The 20,516-nt window shown below is 36.6% G+C and carries 16 protein-coding genes; 11 read left to right on the forward strand and 5 right to left on the reverse strand.

Going from position 1 to position 20,516, the window contains the following annotated elements:
* The first annotated feature begins 172 nt into the window (after positions 1–172).
* The 5 genes from AC2A1G_RS08235 to AC2A1G_RS08255 all read left to right on the forward strand — a co-directional run bounded on the left by AC2A1G_RS08235 (position 173) and on the right by AC2A1G_RS08255 (position 5,982).
* A complete protein-coding gene (locus tag AC2A1G_RS08235; RefSeq protein ID WP_484046436.1) occupies positions 173–1,411 on the forward strand; it encodes an OmpP1/FadL family transporter in 1,239 nt (412 codons plus the stop codon).
* A gap of 9 nt (positions 1,412–1,420) precedes the next feature.
* A complete protein-coding gene (locus tag AC2A1G_RS08240) occupies positions 1,421–2,860 on the forward strand; it encodes a G-D-S-L family lipolytic protein (RefSeq protein WP_484046437.1) in 1,440 nt (479 codons plus the stop codon).
* An 84-nt stretch (positions 2,861–2,944) separates the two neighbouring features.
* The gene (locus tag AC2A1G_RS08245; RefSeq protein WP_484046438.1) at positions 2,945–3,883 is read left to right on the forward strand and encodes a ribose-phosphate pyrophosphokinase; all 939 of its coding nucleotides are present in this window, start codon (positions 2,945–2,947) and stop codon (positions 3,881–3,883) included.
* Between the two features lie 56 nt (positions 3,884–3,939).
* On the forward strand, positions 3,940–4,584 hold the full coding sequence (locus AC2A1G_RS08250) for a 50S ribosomal protein L25/general stress protein Ctc (protein WP_484046439.1): 645 nt from the start codon (positions 3,940–3,942) through the stop codon (positions 4,582–4,584).
* Between the two features lie 177 nt (positions 4,585–4,761).
* Entirely contained in the window at positions 4,762–5,982 is a 1,221-nt protein-coding gene (locus AC2A1G_RS08255; RefSeq protein WP_484046440.1) for an aminotransferase class V-fold PLP-dependent enzyme, read from the forward strand.
* A 155-nt stretch (positions 5,983–6,137) separates the two neighbouring features.
* On the opposite strand, the gene AC2A1G_RS08260 is transcribed toward AC2A1G_RS08255, so the two are convergent.
* On the reverse strand, positions 6,138–8,333 hold the full coding sequence (locus AC2A1G_RS08260) for a glutamine synthetase III family protein (protein ID WP_484046441.1): 2,196 nt from the start codon (positions 8,331–8,333) through the stop codon (positions 6,138–6,140).
* Between the two features lie 297 nt (positions 8,334–8,630).
* Here AC2A1G_RS08260 and AC2A1G_RS08265 point away from each other — a divergent pair, with 297 nt between their 5' ends.
* The 4 genes from AC2A1G_RS08265 (at position 8,631) to AC2A1G_RS08280 (ending at position 15,665) form a co-directional block, all read left to right on the forward strand.
* Positions 8,631–11,135 (forward strand): toxin-antitoxin system YwqK family antitoxin, encoded by a 2,505-nt coding sequence (locus AC2A1G_RS08265; RefSeq protein ID WP_484046442.1) that lies wholly within the window; start codon positions 8,631–8,633, stop codon positions 11,133–11,135.
* A gap of 180 nt (positions 11,136–11,315) precedes the next feature.
* Complete coding sequence (locus tag AC2A1G_RS08270; RefSeq protein ID WP_484046443.1) at positions 11,316–13,007, forward strand: DUF6909 family protein; 1,692 nt, start codon at positions 11,316–11,318, stop codon at positions 13,005–13,007.
* A gap of 212 nt (positions 13,008–13,219) precedes the next feature.
* Entirely contained in the window at positions 13,220–13,714 is a 495-nt protein-coding gene (locus tag AC2A1G_RS08275) for a DinB family protein (protein ID WP_484046444.1), read from the forward strand.
* Between the two features lie 109 nt (positions 13,715–13,823).
* The gene (locus AC2A1G_RS08280; protein WP_484046445.1) at positions 13,824–15,665 is read left to right on the forward strand and encodes a M1 family metallopeptidase; all 1,842 of its coding nucleotides are present in this window, start codon (positions 13,824–13,826) and stop codon (positions 15,663–15,665) included.
* Here AC2A1G_RS08280 and AC2A1G_RS08285 read toward each other — a convergent pair.
* Positions 15,584–16,489 carry a DUF6261 family protein gene (locus AC2A1G_RS08285; RefSeq protein WP_484046446.1) on the reverse strand — a complete coding sequence of 302 codons (906 nt, stop codon included), beginning with the start codon at positions 16,487–16,489 and terminating at the stop codon, positions 15,584–15,586. The two genes, AC2A1G_RS08280 and AC2A1G_RS08285, sit on opposite strands and share 82 nt — an antisense overlap.
* A 588-nt stretch (positions 16,490–17,077) precedes the next feature.
* Here AC2A1G_RS08285 and AC2A1G_RS08290 point away from each other — a divergent pair.
* On the forward strand, positions 17,078–17,500 hold the full coding sequence (locus AC2A1G_RS08290) for a hypothetical protein (protein ID WP_484046447.1): 423 nt from the start codon (positions 17,078–17,080) through the stop codon (positions 17,498–17,500).
* 70 nt (positions 17,501–17,570) lie between these two features.
* On the opposite strand, the gene AC2A1G_RS08295 is transcribed toward AC2A1G_RS08290, so the two are convergent.
* A complete protein-coding gene (locus AC2A1G_RS08295; RefSeq protein WP_484046448.1) occupies positions 17,571–18,404 on the reverse strand; it encodes a M23 family metallopeptidase in 834 nt (277 codons plus the stop codon).
* A 106-nt stretch (positions 18,405–18,510) separates the two neighbouring features.
* Between AC2A1G_RS08295 and AC2A1G_RS08300 the strand changes: the two genes are divergently transcribed.
* Positions 18,511–19,269 (forward strand): type III pantothenate kinase, encoded by a 759-nt coding sequence (locus AC2A1G_RS08300; protein ID WP_262150441.1) that lies wholly within the window; start codon positions 18,511–18,513, stop codon positions 19,267–19,269.
* A 111-nt stretch (positions 19,270–19,380) separates the two neighbouring features.
* Here the strand turns inward: AC2A1G_RS08300 and AC2A1G_RS08305 are convergent, their stop codons facing one another.
* Complete coding sequence (locus tag AC2A1G_RS08305; protein WP_484046449.1) at positions 19,381–19,812, reverse strand: nucleoside deaminase; 432 nt, start codon at positions 19,810–19,812, stop codon at positions 19,381–19,383.
* A 54-nt stretch (positions 19,813–19,866) separates the two neighbouring features.
* Entirely contained in the window at positions 19,867–20,487 is a 621-nt protein-coding gene (locus tag AC2A1G_RS08310) for a hypothetical protein (RefSeq protein ID WP_484046450.1), read from the reverse strand.
* Positions 20,488–20,516: the final 29 nt, after the last annotated feature.

Consider the following 20,516-nt stretch of genomic DNA (forward strand, 5'->3'; position numbering starts at 1 on the left):
ATTTTTATTTCCAAATCTTAAAAGCTTTGTTAATAACTACTTAACTCTACTTTAAGTGGAATTGTTATTTTAAACATAGTTTTCTTTTAACATAATGTTTAAAAATTATACTTTTATTAACAAGCGTTAGTAAAATAATTTTATATTTGACTTAATTAATAATAATACCCCTATGAAAAAAATATTAGTATCAACGGCTTTACTGGCTGGGGTCTTATCTTATGCTGGAGGCTTCAGGGTTTCGCTACAGGGAGTAAGACAATTGGCAATGGCACATACCAGTGCCCATGCGGAAGATGCGAGTGTTACATTCTTTAATCCTGCTGGGATGTCATTTATTCCTAACAAGCTCAGTATCGTAGCTGGAGGATTCGGAGCAAGTAATACGGTTACTTTTCAAAATTTAAATACATTGAAGAGTACTGAAACAGATAATCCTTTGGGAACACCAATCTATGCTGCAATCGCTTTCAAGCCTATTGAGAAATTATCTGTAGGGTTTAGTTTTTCTACACCCTTCGGAAGTACAATTCAGTATCCTTACGATTGGGAAGGTAGAGAAATGGTACAAAAATTAGAATTAAAAGCTTTCTACTTTCAACCAATGGTTTCTTATAAAATGGCAGATTGGATGTCATTCGGTATGAGTTATATTTATGCCAAAGGAAGCGTAGATTGGGATAAAGCGGTAACACAGTTTGGAGGAACCGTTAATATCAATGATGATAAAGCCAGCGGTCATGGTTTTGGTTTGGGTTTTTATTTCAGACCTGATCCTAAATTTGACGTGAGTATTGCTTACCGTTCGCCTGTTGATATGAAAGCTAAAAAAGGAACAGCAACCTTTACAGTACCTTCGCAGAATACGGTTAATACGCTTTTGGGCTTGAATTCGGCTGGCCAGGATGGTTTTACAGCAACACTGCCTCTTGTAGCAGAATTTACATTAGGTGCAACGTATAAAGTAACACCAAAATGGTTGATTTCAGCTGACTTCAATTACCACGGTTGGGAAAGATACAGCCAGCTGACTTTAGATTTTGCGAACGCACCAATTGGAAATCAGGCAGATCCTACAGTTTTGGTAGCTCCTAAGAATTTCAGAAATGCTAAAACCGTGAGATTAGGAACTGAGTACGCTTTTTCAAATATGATTTTTGGTCGTTTAGGGGCTTATTATGATGAATCTCCTTACTCAGATGAAAACTTTATTCCGGAAACACCTTCATTTAATTCGTATGTATTTACCGGTGGTTTAGGATTTAAACTTAATAAATTCGGAGTTGACTTAGCGGGAGGATATGTAATGCCACAGAGCAGAGATGTGAAAAATAAAACTTTAGGTTTTTATGGTCAGGCGAAAGCTAAGGCATTCTATTTCGGTTTAGGTTTATCTTATAATGCTTTTTAAAATTTAATTATGAAAAAAATAATAATATCTACAATTGCTGTTTCGGCGTTGCTTTTCATGACAAGCTGCGAGACAGATTTTGATACCGATGTAGAAGATATCGTAGTTTCGAAAGGTGAAGCAGATTTTTCTAAATTTATCTCTTTAGGGAATTCACTTACTTCAGGTTACCGTGACGGAACATTATATTCCGGAGGACAAAATGAATCATTCCCGAGCATGATTGCGATGCAGATGAAGCTTGCAGGGGGAGGTGAGTTTAAGCAGCCTTTGATGCCAAATAATGTAGGAGGTTTTAATAATTTACCTGGTTTCCCTGGAAAACTTGAGCTGAAAATGGTAGGTGGAGCGTTAAGCCCAGTTGCTAATGCGCCTGCTGCTGCTTTAGATAATGTTGCATCTGGTGGGCCTTATCAAAATATGGGGGTTCCGGGTGCGAAAGTTTCTCACTTGTTATTTCCTGGTTATGGAAATCCTGCAAACCTGCTTACAGGTACCGCAAATCCTTATTTCCTTAGATTTGCTGCATCGCCTGCGACATCATCGGTTGTGGGTGATGCATTAGCACAAAATCCAACTTTCGTTTCTCTGTGGATAGGAAATAATGATGTATTAGGTTACGCAACGACAGGTGGTGATGGTTCAAATCCTATTACACCTGTGGATGGTGCTGTAGGTGTTGGTTTTACAAATACTTATACAGCCTTAATCAATACAGTTTTTCCTACGGGCACAACCAGAAAAGGAGTAGTGGCTAATATTCCTAATGTTACCAATGTTCCTTTCTTCACAAGAGTACCAGCAATGCCACTTACCAATCTTACAGATGCACAGGTTACACAACTGAACGGAGGATACGCTACATATAATGCTGGTCTTGCTCAGGCAAAGGCTGCTGGAGCAATCAATGATGCAGAGTACCAAAGAAGATTGATTAAATTTACAGCAGGAGCTGTTGCCAACGGAGCTGTAATTGTTGATAAAGATTTATCTGCGGCGGGAGCTCTTCCGAAATACAGACAAACTACTTCAAAAGATTTCATCCTTCTTACAGCAAGTACTGTGCTTACTCCTCAGGCGGGAGGTGGTACTTCGATGCCTTTGGAAGATAAATTGGTATTAACTGAAGCTGAAGCTGCGAAAGTTTTAACGGCAACCGCCGCTTATAATACGACCATCAGAAGCTTAGCGGATGCTAATAAATTGGCTTTTGTTGATATGAATGAAAAGATGATTGAATTAAATTCAAAATCAGGAATCTCCTGGAATGGTGTGAAATATACAGCTACATTTGTAACTGGTGGTGCGTTCTCATTGGATGGTGTTCACCTTACAGGTAGAGGGTATGCTATTGTTGCCAATGAGTTTATTAAATCTATTAACAAAAAATACAGATCGACGCTACCACAGGTAGATGTTAATAAGTATTCAGGGGTTACATTCCCATAAAAAAAGGAAGAAATAAAAAATGAAAACCACAGGATTGATTCTTGTGGTTTTTTTTTAAATTTGCAAATCTATAAAAATGTAAAAATGGCCGATCAGTTAAGTTACCTATTTTCTACAAGAACCAGCAAGGAGCTGGCAGAAAAAATTGCCGAGCATTACGGGCAGGAATTGGGAAAAATTATCATCCAGGAGTTCAGTGACGGAGAATTTGAACCCGTTTTAGACGAATCTGTGAGAGGAGGAAGAGTTTTTCTGATTGCTTCTACATTTCCGCCGGCAGACAATCTTTTAGAATTACTTCTGATGATTGATGCTGCAAAAAGAGCTTCGGCTAAGAGTATTACTGTTGTTCTTCCTTACTTTGGTCTGGCAAGACAGGACAGAAAAGATAAGCCAAGAGCACCAATTGGGGCAAAACTGGTTGCTAATCTTTTAACAGCTGCCGGAGCAACAAGAATTATGACGATGGACTTGCACGCAGACCAGATTCAAGGGTTCTTTGAAATTCCTGTAGATCATTTGTATGCCTCTACAATCTTTGTAGATTACATCAGAGATCTCAATTTAGAAAATCTTACCATTGCTTCTCCGGATATGGGAGGTGCCAAAAGAGCTAAAAACTATGCAGGACACCTTGGTGCAGACGTAGTAATCGCTTACAAAGAACGTAAAAAAGCAAATGTTGTAGAAGAAATGTTCCTTATCGGGGATGTAGAAGGTAAAAATGTTATTCTTATCGATGACATGATCGACACTGCAGGTACACTTTGCAAAGCGGCGGATATTTTAATGGAAAAAGGTGCAAAATCTGTAAGAGCAATGGCAACTCATGGAGTGCTTTCCGGTAAGGCTTACGACAATATAGAAAACTCACAATTGCTGGAAGTTATTGTAACTGACTCAATTCCTGTGAAAACTAATTTGTCAACTAAAATAAAAGTGCTATCTTGCGCCCCATTATTTGCTGATGTTATGAAGATGGTGCACGAGCATCAATCGATTAGCAGTAAATTTGTTATCTAATTGATAATTAATTATTTGCAAATTAAAATTAAAACAATTTTTTAAATTTTTTATAAATGAAATCTATTACAATTCAAGGTACAAAAAGAGAAAGCGTGGGCAAAAAGTCGACAAAAGCTTTACGTGATGCTGAATTAGTTCCTTGTGTTGTTTACGGAGGTGGCGAGCCATTGAATTTCTCTGCATTAGAGAAAGCGTTCAAAGGTTTAGTGTATACTCCTGAAGCACACACGGTATCTATTGAAGTTGACGGACAGGTAATTCCTGCAGTTCTTCAGGATATTCAGTTCCACCCAATTACAGACAAGATTATTCACGCAGACTTCTACAGATTATCTGACGATAAGCCAGTTGTTATGGAAGTTCCTGTAAGAATTACAGGTCGTTCTAAAGGTGTTGTAGCTGGTGGTGTTTTACGTCAGACTTTCAGAAAGTTAAAAGTAAAAGCTATTCCTGCAAACTTGCCAGACGAGATAGTTGTTGATATTACTTCTCTTAAAATTGGTAACAAACTTTATGTTGGAACAATCAAAGCGGAAGGATATTCTTTCATGCACCCAGACAATGCAGTTGTTGTAGCTGTTAAAATGTCTAGAAATGCAGCGAAAGGTGGAGCGGCAGCTCAGGATGATGATGAGGACGAAGAAGTTGCAACTGAAGAAGGAGCAGCTCCTGAAGCAACTGAAGCTTCAGCAGAATAAGAATTTTCTTACTCGAAATACATTAACCTGTCATTTATGGCAGGTTTTTTTTATTGCCTAAAATTTTCGGTTAGATTATTTTATGAAACCTTTCACAATTTACCATTTAAATAAGATGCAAAAAAAGCCGTAAATTTGAACCGTTCTAATTTGGAACATTACTAAAATCTACATGCAATGTTTGACATTCAGGAAATAAGAAGTCAGTTTTCTATTTTAAATCAGGAAGTGAACGGTAAACCATTGGTTTACTTAGATAATGCAGCGACATCTCAAAAACCAAATTCAGTTCTTGAAGTTTGGGAAAGTTATTATAAAGAACTTAATGCCAACGTACACCGTGGAATTCATACCTTAAGCCAGTTAGCTACTGAAGAAATGGAGCTCTCAAGAAGGAAAGTTCAGAAATTCATTAATGCTAAACATGATTTTGAGGTTATTTTTACCAAGGGAACTACCGAAGGTTTAAATCTTATCTCCTATATTTTAACATCAAAGTTAAAAAAGGACGATGAAATTATCATTTCTTATTTAGAACACCACTCGAATATTGTTCCTTGGCAGTTGCTTTGCGAAAGAACCGGAGCAAAATTAAGAGTGATTCCAATGGATAAAAATGGGATTCTTCAGTTAGATTATTTAGATCAATTTTTAAGCGAAAGAACTAAAGTGGTCAGTGTAAATCAGGTTTCTAACGCTTTAGGTATTGTAAATCCAATTGAGGAGATTATTGCCAAAACCAGAGCTAATTCAGACGCTTATATTGTAATTGATGGCGCTCAGTCGGCTCCGCATTTTAATATTGACGTTCAGAAAATGGATTGCGATTTTTTTGTCTTTTCAGGTCACAAAATGTACGCCCCAATGGGAACCGGAATTTTATACGGAAAACAGGAAATCCTTGAGAATTTGCCACCTTTCCATGGAGGCGGAGAGATGATCGCCATCTGTTCGTTTGACAAAACAACTTACGCAGGTTTGCCTTTTAAATATGAGGCAGGAACACCAAATGTTGGCGGAAATATTGCGCTGGGAGCTGCAGTTGATTTTATGAATAAAGTTGGTCAACAAAACATTCAGAATCATGAAAATGCTTTGTTGGAATATGCTCAGAAACAATTATTGGAAATCGAAGGTTTAAAAGTATACGGAGAAAATGCACACAGAACCGGAGTTGTCTCCTTTAATTTAGAAGGGGTCGGAATTTCTTCTGATGTGGGAATGATTCTCGATAAAATGGGCATTGCCGTAAGAACAGGGCATCACTGTACCCAGCCAATTATGGATTTGTTTAATATCGCCGGAACGGTACGCGCAAGTTTTGCAGTTTACAATACTTTTGAAGAGATTGATCTTTTGGTGGAGGGCGTTAAAAAAGCACAAAGAATGTTGGCTTAATTTTTAAGCTTATATTTTAGATATCTAAAAATCAACCCTGCCAGCGTTCGAAACGCTGGCAGGGTTATTTAAATCCATCAAATCAAACTTCTATAAAAAACAAATTCCCCGCCGTGAGGCGGGGAATTTTTCACTAATATGGAACTTTACAGATGTTATCTTGTAAATAACATTTCTCTGTATTTTGTCATTGGCCAAAGCTCATCATCTACCATCATTTCAAGGTCATCAGATGCTTCTCTGATTCCGTCGAATAATGGGATTACCTTTGTACAGTAATCTTCTGCCTGCGTTTGGCTGTCAGAAACTGCTTTTGCTGCTTCTCTTGCAGTAATCAGATCTTCAACGCCTAATTTTATTTTAGAAACATTTGCAGAAATATTGGTAATCAAACTCATTTGCTCTTTAGCCAGTGTTTTAAATTCTTCATCTCCGAAAATGTCTTTAAGACCTTTTACGTTTTCAATCAGTCTGTTCTGATATTTTAAAGCAGAAGGAATAATGTGATTTCTTGCGATGTCGCTCAAAACTCTTGCTTCAATATCAATTACAGTAGAATATTTTTCCAATTTGATTTCGTTTCTTGCCTCCACTTCTCTGTGGTTGAAAATTCCCATTTCTTCGTATAAATCAACAAACTTTTGGTTCATTTCCTGCTTCAAAGCTTCAGGAGTAGTTTTCCAGTTGTTAAGGCCTCTTTTTTCAGCTTCTTTTGCCCAGTCGTCAGAATATCCGTCGCCTTCAAACATAATGTTTTTACACTGCTTGATGTATTCTCTTAAAACATTGAAAATTGCTTCGTCTTTTTTAAGACCAGTTTCAATTAAAGCATCAACTTCTTTTTTGAAATCGTTCAACTGTTTTGCGGCAATCGTGTTCATTACCGTCATAGATTCTGCACAGTTTGCAGAAGAACCTACTGCTCTGATCTCGAATTTATTTCCTGTAAATGCAAACGGAGAAGTTCTGTTTCTGTCGGTGTTATCCAGCAAAATCTCAGGAATTTTTCCAACTACATTTAATTTTAAATCTGTTTTTTCGTCTGGTGAAAGTTTCCCTTCAGTTACTTTTTCAAGCTCTTCCAAAACTCTGAACAACTGGCTTCCTATAAATACAGAAATAATTGCCGGTGGAGCTTCGTTAGCACCCAATCTGTGGTCGTTGCTTGCAGAAGCGATGCTTGCTCTTAATAAGTCAGCATATTCATGAACAGCTTTAATAGCATTCACAAAGAATGTCAAGAATTGTAAATTTTTCTTAGGATTTTTTCCAGGGCTTAATAGGTTTTCACCTGTATCAGTTGCCAAAGACCAGTTGTTATGTTTTCCGCTTCCGTTTACTCCTGCGAATGGTTTTTCGTGGAACAAAATATGGAAATGGTGTCTATGTGCAATTCTTGCCATAACGTCCATCAACAAAGAGTTGTGGTCAACTGCAACGTTTACTTCTTCAAACATCGGAGCAAGCTCGAATTGGTTTGGAGCAACTTCGTTGTGTCTTGTTGTAACCGGAATTCCCAATTTCATACATTCAATTTCCAACTCTTTCATGAAGTTCATTACTCTTGTTGGGATTGAACCAAAATAATGGTCATCCAACTGCTGTCCTTTTGCAGGAGAATGTCCTAGCAAAGTTTTGCCTGTCAAAACTAAATCCGGACGGGATTGATACAATGCTGAATCAACAAGGAAATATTCTTGCTCCCAGCCTAAAGTAGGAGTTACTTTCGTTACATTTTTGTCAAAATACTGCATTACGTTTGTTGCAGCTTCGTCTACAGCGTTCAATGCTCTTAAAAGAGGTGCTTTGTAATCTAAAGTTTCTCCTGTGTAAGAGATGAAAATTGAAGGAATACATAAAGTTGTTCCCATAATGAAAGCTGGAGAAGTAGGATCCCATGCTGTATAACCTCTTGCTTCAAAAGTGTTTCTGATACCACCATTCGGGAAAGAAGATGCATCCGGCTCCTGCTGAATCAATAAGTTTCCGCTGAATCTTTCGATTGCTCTACCACCCTCAATTGGAGTGAAAAATGAATCGTGTTTTTCTGCAGTTGTTCCTGTTAATGGCTGAAACCAGTGTGTGTAGTGTGTCACACCTTTGCTCATCGCCCAGTCTTTCATCGCTACAGCAACCTGGTCTGCGATGTGTCTTTGGATTTTAGTTCCTTTTTTCATCGCATCCAAAATAGATTGGAAAGCTTCTTTCGTTAAATATTCTCTCATCGTTTCTTCAGAGAAAACATTCTGACAGAATAATTCTGACAATTTAATAGGAACTTCTACAGAATTATCTTTTCTAAAGTCCTTAAATGGTAAAGTTTCTAACGCTTTGAATCTTAAAGTTGACATATGGGTTTGATTTTTACGGTGCAAATTTACAAAAAAAATGAATTGAAAATAAAATACCCCTGTTTTTTTACAATTATTTAAACGTTAATTTAATTTTAAATAAATGATACCCTTTGTTTTTGATAGGTGTTTTTGTAAAATTGGTTTATTTAAGCATTTAAATTGAATTTTTAAGCAGAAATAATAATTGACTGAAGAAAGTCTTTGCCAGTGTTTTTTAATTAAATCAAAGTTCGTCGTTTCTTTATGAAAATTATTCTAATCTAAAATCCTTACTTTTGAATAAATCAAACTAAAATGATTAAAAAAATAATATTCATTTTTTCATTCCTGTTTTTCAAAGCGCTCTTTGGCCAAAAAACCGATCCTATATATTATGATAAAAATTGGGAAATCACAACAAAAGTGAATGCTTCGTATTATCGATTAATGCCTTTAAAGGAAGTTGATGAATTGGTTTTGATTCAGGATTTTTTTATTGACGGAACTCCACAATTTGAAGGCTATGCTTTAAAAAGTAATGATGAATCCTACGTCGGGGATGTTGTTTGGTACGATAAAGATGGCAATGACGAAAATTTCAGACAATATCGCAATGACACGAAGAATACTACCTTATTGTATCATCATCCAAACGGAAAACTCCGTAAAAAAGTTCAGTATAAAAAAGGTGTGAAACACGGAGAAACTATAATTTACAGCACAGACGGATCTGTTTTAATGAAAGGTATTTACATTGAAGGAAAACCGGAAAGTGGCAGTTTTGAGAAAGTAAAACACAGTAATGATTACAGTTCAAAAATTGAGCAAGTGGATATGATGCAGGGCGCAGAGGAGGTGACCGATAATGAAATACGAATGGTTCCGCCACCACCACCTCCTGCTCCTCCTAGCACAGATGGAAGGCAACTGCAAATGACTGTGCCACTAGGCGAATATGAAGATAAGTATCTTGCGGAGAGTAAAAAAAACCGAAAAACAGTTACTGAGAAAATATTTTGGGCAAATTCAAAACAATTGGCTCAGGAAACGGTTTATGAAGTTGGATTGTATGATTTTAAGCCTCTGTCAAGAAAAGATTACGACAAATCAGGAAAGCTAATTCAAACTTTAAATGAGAAAAATTTCGAAGTTTACGGAGATGGTATCGAAAACGGTTCTGAATATGAATTTTATCTTCAGAATAATTTCGCAAACGGACTAAAATCTGTTTCAAATTTTGTACAAGGAGACAAGTCGGGAAAAGAGATTATGTATTTTTCTAAAGGAAATATCGCTTTTGAAACCAACTATAAAAACGGATTAAAAGAAGGCGAAGAAATTGTTTTTAACGAAAACGGAACTTTGAAAATTAAGAGGATTTACAGAGAAAACGAACCTTTCAATGGGAATTTTGACGAACAGATAAATGATGCATTCGTCACTCTGAATTATACAAATGAGCTTAAAGAAGGCGAGGTAATTGCAAAAAATGAAAATGGAGACATCATCGCTAAAGGAATTTATAAAAACGGAAAACCTTTTAACGGAACTTTTATTGAAGAAAAACAATTTATTTCAGGTAGTTTTGAACTGATTAACGTTGAAAATTTCAAACAAACCGGATTGCAAAAGGCCTTCAATTATTCACTAGATAATTTAGAAAAAACCTATACAATTCAAAACGGAAAGCTAAACGGGTTGACCACTTTTTATAAAGACGGGAAAGTTCTTGGTACTTTAGAATACAAAAATGATGAACCTTTCAATGGAATCTTGATTGAAAAAGAAAAAGCATCTGTATTCAAAGATGGAAAAATTGTCGAAGAAACTTTTTTTGAAGATGAATATAATAAGGAAGATATTCAAAAACAGAAGTTTTATGAAAATGGAATTTCCGCAAAAATCAAAAACTATTCTTTTACGATTTCAGAAAAACCGCAAGAATTTTACGAAGGATTTTTAAAAAACGGAAAACCTTTTTCAGGCTACTTTATAACTGAAGATAGTCGAGAGTTTAAGCAGGTGAATTATTTTGAAAACGGAATTTTAAAACTTCAATATTCAAATGATTATCTGAAAAATATGGATAATTACAGACATCAGAATTACGACATCAAATCAACTTTTAAAGACGGAAAGGTTTTCGATGGTGTTGAATATGTTTTAAAAGAAAAACAATTCATTTCAAGATACTGGAAAAATGGAGTCTTGAAAAGTTTCGACTGGGATTTGTTTGCGATGCATTATTTCAACAGAATTCATTTTGAACTGAAAAATAATACCATTGAAATCAATGATATGCAGTCCAAAAGAAAAGCTGAAATTAAAATCGAACAAACCAAAAATAAATTCAATAAACAACTTTCCATCGATGGTAAAATGCTTGACGATACAAGGAAAAGTTATTTAGAAGGAAAATACAAAGAGCGGGTTGTTCTTTATTATGAAGAAAACGGTAAAGTAATTTCTAAAATGATGAATACATTTGATGAGTACACCGAGACAAGCGAAGGAAATGAGTTATTTTATAAAGTTTATATGACTGTAAACGAGTCAGTAAATATTGAAGAAAACTTTAACGAATTGTCAGAAAAAATTTTCAACAATACATTCCTGGATGATACAGGCGAGAACCGTAATATTGCTGGTGTTCAATATGATTCTGAAGGTAAACCAACAGATGGGATTGTGATTACTCCAACTCAAAATAACACCTACACTTTACAATTGTATATAAATGGAAAGTTGATAAAAACTGTAGGAAAAGTTAGTTTCAGTAAAATAAAAGATGAAATAAATAAACTGGAAATGTTAGATTAAATATGAATAAAACTTATTCTGATATTCTTTTTAAGTATTTCAATAAGTGTTAATTTTAAAAACAATTAAATCCATAAACTAGGTTTTTAGATTAAACCATTAAGTCGCTGAAAACAAATAACTTAAAAAGTTATAATTATTTTTCGTAACTTGCGAGACTTTTTATAAAAAATTTAATATATGACAAATTCTAGAGCAAGAGAAACCACCGAGGCAATTGAAAGACTATACATTTCTATGAGACACCTGTTTTATAGAGGTTTTTTCAAGCCAAGCGGAGTTTCCGGTGAAAGCATTAGAAGTTTGTTGAAAACGATCAATCCCGAAATTTACGGTACCATGAGTGTTCCAAGCAAGTTGGAGCTGGATGGTTTGATGTATGTTTTAGACAGACTTCCGGAAGGTATAGAAGAATGTGCTTTCATACATCTTACATCAGACGAAGGCTTTGACAAAGGGAGTTTCGAGCCAATCGTGCCTAAAAAGAGAAGAAGAAACTGTTACCGTATCGACGAACATCAGATGAACATCGAAGTTCTTTTGGGTCGTTCTGAAATCTATGATATTCTTACCCACTTAACATTCTTATTTATAGAAGCTGATAAAATCCGCAATCTCGCATTTATTCAGGATGAAAACTGGAAGCCGACAAGAGCGTTCAAAATAATCGAGGAAGTGGTGAAAGGCGAGAAAAAATTTAGCAGAAGAGAAAAGGAAGTTGCATTGATTCATCTTTCTTCTTTAATAGGAAGAACTTTTGATGAAACTTTAAATGCCTACAATACTTTCGGTGACGATGAAAATCCGGACAGATTATTCAAAATCATTTACCATTTAGGAAAAGTGAGTTTGGAAGATGCCAAACAAAGCCGTGAGCGCGAAATTTATTTCAGTGCAATTTTAAAAGAACGAGTTGGTCATCACTATTTCGGTGAAAAATGGGCTCACAAAGTGAAAGAAGTTTTATTTGAAAACGATCTTCACATGCGTCCGTTACACATCATCTCTGCGAATATGCACTCCGTGAAAAACATGCTTTTCGGGAATGATGCATTGAAGAAAAAACAGACTAAAGAAGTAGATTACAAACTTTATCAGGAAATTTCCAATAAGAAAGATCTTCGTGATAAGGTATTAAAATACTCTCAGGAGCAGGGCTTGATTTACATTGACGACCGAAGCGGCAGTAATATCGACGTTCAGATCATCGATTTAAGCAAAATTGATTTGAAAAACACGCCTTTCAGTGATACTAAATTTACCGGAGACGATGTTGTTTTGGTTTTCGATTACGCATTTGGCGAACAGGCCTTTGAGGTGATGGATGAATTGCTGAGACCTTTCGAGCAAAAAGGTGAAGTGTACATGATGAAAGTAAAATCTGTTTCCATCATGGGGAAAGCGGGAATTCTTGCCGGCGGAAAAGGCGACATCATGATTCCGACTTCGCATATTTTTGAAGGAACTGCAGATAATTATCCATTTGAAAATGCTTTGAAACTTGATGATTTCAAAGATGACGAACTGAAAGCTTTCGAAGGACCGATGATTACCGTTTTGGGCACATCGCTTCAGAACAGAGATATTCTTTCTTACTTTATGAACACTTCGTGGAAAGCCATCGGACTTGAAATGGAAGGCGCGCATTACCAAAAAGCCATTCAGGTCGCGTCAAAAATCAGACATCACATTGCGCCGGATCTTTTTGTAAGTTACGCGTACTACGCTTCTGATAATCCTTTGGAAACGGGAGCTACACTTTCTTCAGGCGGATTAGGACTGACAGGTGTAAAACCAACCTATCTGATCACTTTAAGAATTCTGGAAAAGATTTTTCAAAGCGGCAAGAAAGAAATTTCTTCTAAAAAATAATTTTCAATTATAGTTTGATACATAATCCTTCAAGGTTTCAAAAACCTTGAAGGATTTTTTTTGAATGACTATCAACCTTGTCAAGGTTACTTACAACAGTTTCATTCGTGAATTTGTGGCAATAATTATTTGCTGTTTCTTAAAATAATCTGTGAAAATCCGTGCAATCCGTGCGAAACTCAAAAAATAGTTATCTTTAAAAAAACAAAACAATGAGCACACCCTCACAATTAGCCAAAAGATTCCGTGAAGTTGTATTGGATGGAAAATGGATTGCCAATACCAATTTTAAAGATCAGCTTTCAGATGTAACTTGGCAGCAGGCAAACACAAAAATTGCCAATCTCAACACCATCGCCATGCTCACTTTTCATATCGATTATTACATCGCCGGAATTCTCAACGTTTTCGAAGGTGGCGAACTGGAAATTAAAGACAGATTCAGTTTTGATCTTCAGCCAATTGAATCCCAAGAGCAATGGGAATCTCTTTTAAATAAATTCTGGAACGATTCTGAAAAATTCGCAACATTATTGGAACAGATGCCTGATTCCAAATTGAGTGAAGTTTTTGTCGATGAAAAATATGACACCTATCTCAGAAATATGGACGGAATGATCGAGCATTGCTATTATCATTTAGGACAGATTACTTTGATTAAAAAAATAATTCATTTCAACGCAAACAACACTGATGCTTTTCACTGATTGGTACAGTTGCATTTTAGGTTTAAAAAGTCCGTACTCATCTGTGAAAATCTGTGTAATCCGTGCGAAACTAAAAATTTACTTACCTTTAAAAAAAATAAAATCTTCAATGAAAAAATCGTTTGCAATACTCTTTGCTTTGATCATTTCACAATTTCATGCGCAGCAGAAAGCTTATTATCAGCAGGCTGCCCAATACAAAATGGATATTGATGTCAATGCAGAAAAATTTACCTACGAAGGAAATCAGACTTTAAATTACTCCAACAACTCTCCCGACGAGCTCAATGTCGTGTATTTCCATTTGTACTGGAATGCTTTTAAACCTAATTCAATGATGGATCAGCGAGTGGCCGGACAGGGAAAAAACGGTGATTCAAGATTACAGAAAGACGGCGTTTCAAGACTGGCTTCAATTCCGAAAGATCAGGAAGGTGCACAGAATATTCACTGGATCAAACAAAACGGCAAAAACCTAAAGTTTGAAATTCAGGAAACGGTGATGAAGGTGTATTTAAATGAACCTTTAAAACCCAATTCCAAAACCACTTTTACCATGGAGTGGGACGCTGTAATCCCTCAACAGATCAGAAGAGCAGGAAGAAACAACCGTGAAGGTATTGATATGACGATGTCTCAATGGTATCCAAAAATCGCTGAATACGATTACGATGGTTGGGCAACTTTCGATTACGTGGGAAGAGAATTTCATGCTCCGTTTTCAGATTTTGATGTGACCATTAAAATCAACAAAGACTACGTTGTTGGAGCGGGTGGAACACTTTTAAATCCTACAGAAGTAAAAGGTTACGATGCTTCAGCCACTATAAAAGCCGATAAAAACAAAGCTACATGGAAATGGTCAGCTAAAAATATGCTCGACTTCGCCTGGGCGGCAGACAAAGATTATTCTGTCGAAAGTTTCGATGTTCCTCAGGGTCCGAAAGTGTTTTTCGTATATCAGAAAAACGATAAAACCAAAGTCTGGAGCGAGGCAAAGCCTTATGTGACGAAATATTTCCAGATTATGAATTCCCGTTTTGGAAAGTATGCATGGCCTTCTTACGCTTTCATCCAGGGTGGCGATGGCGGAATGGAATATGGGATGTGTACTATGATTTTAGGTGAAGCAGGAAGTGTTGAAGATTTAATGGGACTGATGGTTCACGAAGGTTCGCACTCCTGGTACCAGCAGATGCTCGCCACCAACGAACCTTTGAGACCGTGGATGGATGAAGGTTTCACCAGCTATGCCGAAAGCATCGTGATGCACCAGCTGTTTCCTCCAAAAGACGAGCGGCCAAACCCATTTGTGGAGAAAATTGATGCCTACAGAAATATTGTAAAAAGAGGAATCGAAGAGCCTGCAGTTTGGTTGGGCGATCACCATGACAACGGTACGGCGTATAGTTTTGCAAGTTATGTCAAAGGTGAATTGTATCTGGTTCAGTTGGGCTACATCGTAGGTGAGCAGAATTTAGAAAAAATAATGAAGCAATATTTTGATCAGTGGACAATGAAACATCCTACCGACAGAGATTTCCTCCACATTGCACAGAAAGTTTCGGGGATGGATCTGAAATGGTTTCATCATTACTGGATCAATACAACCAAAACTATCGACTACGGAATTAAAGACGTGAAATACGATTCAAAATCTACAACGATAACTTTAGTTAACAACAGCCAGATCCCGATGCCTGTTGATTTCAGCATAATGACGAAAGACAATAAAATCGTGACCTACCAGATCCCGATGAACATGACCCGCAGCTGGAAACAGGAGGACGGCTACGGTGATTTCAAAACAGAAAAATACTGGCCATGGACGCAGAAAGAATACACACTTACCATTCCTTACTCAAAATCTCAAATATCTATGTTGGGAATTGATTTGAGCCAAAGAATGGCGGATGTAAATCCGACGGATAATTTTATTGATTTAAGATAATTTTGAATTAGAATTAAATTGAAAATCCCTGAAAGGGCGATATCAAACAAATCCCCGAAGATCACCTCTTCGGGGATTTGTTTTAAAATCAAAAAATTACTTCGCCTCTTCAGGTGGTAACCTTTTTCTCTTTTCGTTAACAAAACATTGTACTGATCGATCAATGCATTCAGCTGATTGATTACTGCACTGTAAGGCGATTGCGGACTTTCTGCCAGGGTGTGCAGTGCATCAATACGGTCGCGTAAAACGTAATATGCTGCATTTGTTTCCTCCCTCTTCGACTTTATGGTTTCAGGATTGGCGTTTCCATATTCCTGCGTTCGGGCAAGAAACTGATCATTAAACTGAGTATTCGCATCATTCATCTCATTAAGCCATGATTCGAGATTAAGGTAAGTTACGGCATCAATCAGATCAGGTTTAGAGGTCCAGTCTCTGTAAATATTATTGATGGTTGTGGTCTCAGACTGATAATTCATTCGGGCGATTCCACTGCCATAGATGGTAAGATTATCCTGCAGAAGCCGGGCGTTTTTTCTGGTTTCAAATTCAAAGTGGTAGATGTGACTTTCTACAAATCCTTTTATTCCATTAATGGCATTGTCCCGTCTTTCATCCAGCTCAAGAACGGTTTTCGTTTTGTCGCTGGCGAGGGCTTTCTTAAATAAATCTTCCAATTCCCTGCTCCTGGTTTCAAAAGCGGAAAGTTTTTCGTCGATCTGTAAAGTTGCAGGATTGTTTAGATGGATGATCGCTGCATAATCTTTCATAAACTGCAGATACTCTGCGTTTCGAAGTTTTGGTAAATGGATTGAATTCATATTTAAATGTTTTTTAATGTGTTCTTGAGAAAGTTTCCGGCACATCTGTAATGAGGTGTTATCAGGGTGAGAAAGTCTAAAGCACACGTGTAATGCCTTTTCTTATCATGAGAAAGCTTGTTGCACGCGTGTGCTGCACTTTCTCACTAAGTAATTTTGTCATTGCAGAGATGCCACGGGTTTTCTCGCAACTTTTACCTTTGAATTAAAACTGATTTGAATTAAATAAAAAACTAAAACCTTTAGAAAGGATAAACATTCTGGTGATGAGGAAGGTTTTAAACCTAAAATAGCCTGCATCTTTGCGGAATTTTGTAGGGTAATTTTCATATCTGTGTTTGTTTTCAAAACAAATATAAAAAATAATTTGATTTTTCGGAAAGTAACGATAGGGGGTGATAATTTTAAATTGCGGCAAAAATTAAAGAAAAGAAATTTGCCAACTTATTGTATTCCCTGTAAAGAAGTAGTATTTAATAAAAGCCTAATACTTTCAAGTGTTATTTTATTTTGAAGATTAGACTCTGTTATAATTAATAGGTTAGTCTTTAACGGTATATTTGAAAATTGAACTAACCAGAATAAGTTATGATGAATTATAAGTATTCTATCTGTTATCCCAATCAAAAGGAAATTGAGCACAGAAATGAAATAATTTCTGCAAATGAAGTTATGAGTATTGCCAAAAATTATCCATGGGAAGATCAATTAATGTTATTAGACAGCTTAAAAGAAAATTCTGTTTATTACAATCCATCATTGGACTTTATTTGTTTATCCAATAAAAGAAGTTTTGGGTTAACGGCAGAATTCAGTAAAAATAAAGAACTCGAATTTTCTCTTTGGTATAAAAGACCTAAAAAAGTAAGATTTCTTTTTGGTCTTTTAAGTGATAAAGAAAAAATGGTTTTAGATGATGTAAGCTCGGTTGATTTTGAAATGTCATTAATGTATCTCGGGCATTTCGTGAAAGGTAATTATCTAATGCTTGAAAAGTTATATCATAAGTAATGCTTATTAAAAGGTGGTATTGCAGTTAGTAATTGAATTATATTAACTGTTTTCTCTTTTAATCTAAAATCTAATACCCTCTCGCATAAGACTTCTTCTCTTCCAGATATTCCACCTTATCACCATGTCCGGTTTTAAAAAGAGTTTTCACCGTAATTCTCTGCTTCTCGCCTGTGGAACTCGGGAGATATGTGACGAAATGAAGATGTGGCCCGCTGCTCCAGCCGGTATTACCGCTATGGGCGATAGGTTGGCTTTTGGTAACAGTATCACCTACTTTCACTTTGGCTCCGTTTTGCATTAAATGAAAATACTGCGCAATAGTACCGTCAGGATGTAAAACAGATACATAATTTCCAAAGGCAGCACAGTTTTTTGTAGGACAGCTTTTGTCATTATGTTGTACAATATCAATCACCAGGCCGTCTCTGGCCGCTAAAATTTCGGTGCCTTCGGGCATGATAAAGTCTAATGAATTTTCATTCTGATGCGAAAATGTGCCGTTATATCCCTGATGAATCCAAAACGCTTTTCCTTTCCCGAAAGGCAGATCATATTGGTAGTTTTTGTCGTATTGCTTTATGGTAATGTCTCCGATGTAAGACTGGTAACCGGGCATTTTTTTCAGATTCCAGCCTTTCTTTTTATCATTTACTACAAAATAGGTAACGCGGTATCTGCTGGTTTTCCCGGGAATAACCTGAGTGGTTTTAAATACATCGGGTTTTCTCAGGTTTTCTACCTCCGGCTGACCGTTAAATACCAATGATACAGGATAGATTTCATTGTTGTCAACGTAGAAAGTGAGAGAGTCGCCTTTTCTTTCGTTGTACATTTTGATGTTTTTTTGCGAAAACAGTATTGTAAACTGACTGATGAGGATGAGGATTAAAAGTTTTCTCATAATTGAATTGTAATGTGTTTCAAAAAATATAAATATAAACCATTTTCCAATTATTAAACCGCTCTATTTATTTTAATTGTTAAATTTACCCCCGAAAAGATCTTCAATGAATTCAATCGTAATCAACGTTGGCAACAGCAATATCAGATTCGGACTTTTTAACGGTGACAACTGCGAAATTTCCTGGGTCATCAATACAAAACCTTACCGTACAGCCGACGAGCTTCACGGCCAGATGCTGATTCTTTATCAAACCTATAAAGTTGATCCTGAAAAAATCGGAAAAATCATCATTGGTTCTGTAGTCCCACAGCTGACGAGGGAAATAAGCTCAGCAATAAGAAAAATCCATGGAATCATGCCCATCATGGTAGACCGAAATACACCTTCAGCGGTTGTTGCGAAGTCAAAACAAATGGGAACTGATATTTATGCTAACCTTGTGGCAGCTCACAATATGTATCCGGACAGAAAAAAAATCGTTCTCGATTTTGGAACTGCCCTTACTGCAAGCTGCGTCGCTGAAAATGGCGAATGTCTGGGCGTTATCATTGCTCCGGGCATTGTGACAGCTTTGAATTCACTGATCAGTCAGACCGCTCAGCTTCCGGAAATAGAACTGGTAAAGCCGAAATCTGTGTTAGGATTAGATACCGTTTCCTGCATGCAAAGCGGAATGGTGTACGGTTTTTTAGGAATGGTGGAAGGTTTTATAGACCGCATTAATGATGAAGTCAACGACGACTGTTTCGTTATCGCCACCGGTGGCGTTTCCCATGTTTACAAACCATTGACGGACAAAATACATTTGGCAGATCGGCTTCACACTTTGAAGGGATTGTATTTTTTGGGGAAAGATATTTAGCTTAGGTTGAGGTTGAGGTTAAGGTTAAGGTTAAGGTTAAGGTTAAGGTTAAGGTTAAGGTTAAGGTTGCGATGATTTTCTTCTAAACCTGAGCCTCAACCTTAACCTAGTTTATCTTTTCGATTTAAAAAACTCTTTTACAATCGCTGAGCATTCGTTTTCCATAATTCCGGAGACGATCTCTGTTTTGGGATGAAGACTGAGGTTTTTGTTGATGAATCCGCGCTGCTCGTCTCTGGCACCGATAACCACTTTTGAGATTTGTGACCAGCTCAATGCTCCTGCACACATGACACAGGGTTCTAATGTAACGTATAAAGTGCAGTTAATGAGGTACTTTCCACCTAAAAAATTGGCGGCTGAGGTGATGGCCTGCATTTCTGCGTGGGCGGTAACATCGTTTAAAGTTTCAGTTAGATTATGAGCTCTCGCAATTACTCTGTCATTGCAAACTACAACGCTGCCAATCGGAACTTCGTCTTTCTCAAAAGCCATTTCGGCTTCCTGAAAAGCCATTTTCATAAAATATTCGTCGGTAAACATAAAAATAAAAGCTTAGTACAAAACTAACACTTTAAGGGAACTGTGAGTGATATTTTAATCAAATTTTAAACTTAAAGGAAGTCTAAAGCGGGACCGTACAGAATTTCCATTGATGTAAGCCGGAGAAAACTTCTCTACAACCGAGTACAAAGCAATCTCAGCCTGTCTGTTGAAAGTGAAATTCTCGCCTTCTGCCTTTACATGCGAGATGCTGCCGTCTTTTTCTACGATAAAAGCTACCTGTGTTTTCAGATCTTTTACATCAGTATACACTCCGTCTGAGTAAAAAAGATTGGCTACCTCCTGTCTCAAAGCATTGATACCGCCAGGATAATCTGCATTTTTATCCATTTTCTGTGCAATTTCCTGATTGTTTTGAATATCTGATTTTACTGATTTGAAGCGTCCAAGATCTTCCAGATTTTTAGTCTTCAGCAAAGCTCCAACCAAAGCTATATTTTCAATACTGTCCATTTTTCTCATAAATAGCTGGAAATCATTTTTGATTCCTACTTTCACGAAAGTGTTTTGTTCTTTATCAAATTTCTTTTTAAACTCTTGATTCAGCATGCTTCTATGTTGATTGTAATAGGTTTTCACAGAGCGGAAATCTTCTGTCTGCTGAGAAAAAAGCGTAGCCGAAAGGTTTATAAAAAAGAAAATAAAATACTTCACAAGTGGTTATTTATGTAAATATAAACAAA

Source organism: Chryseobacterium sp. HNCC26DJ240 (genome assembly GCF_057180485.1).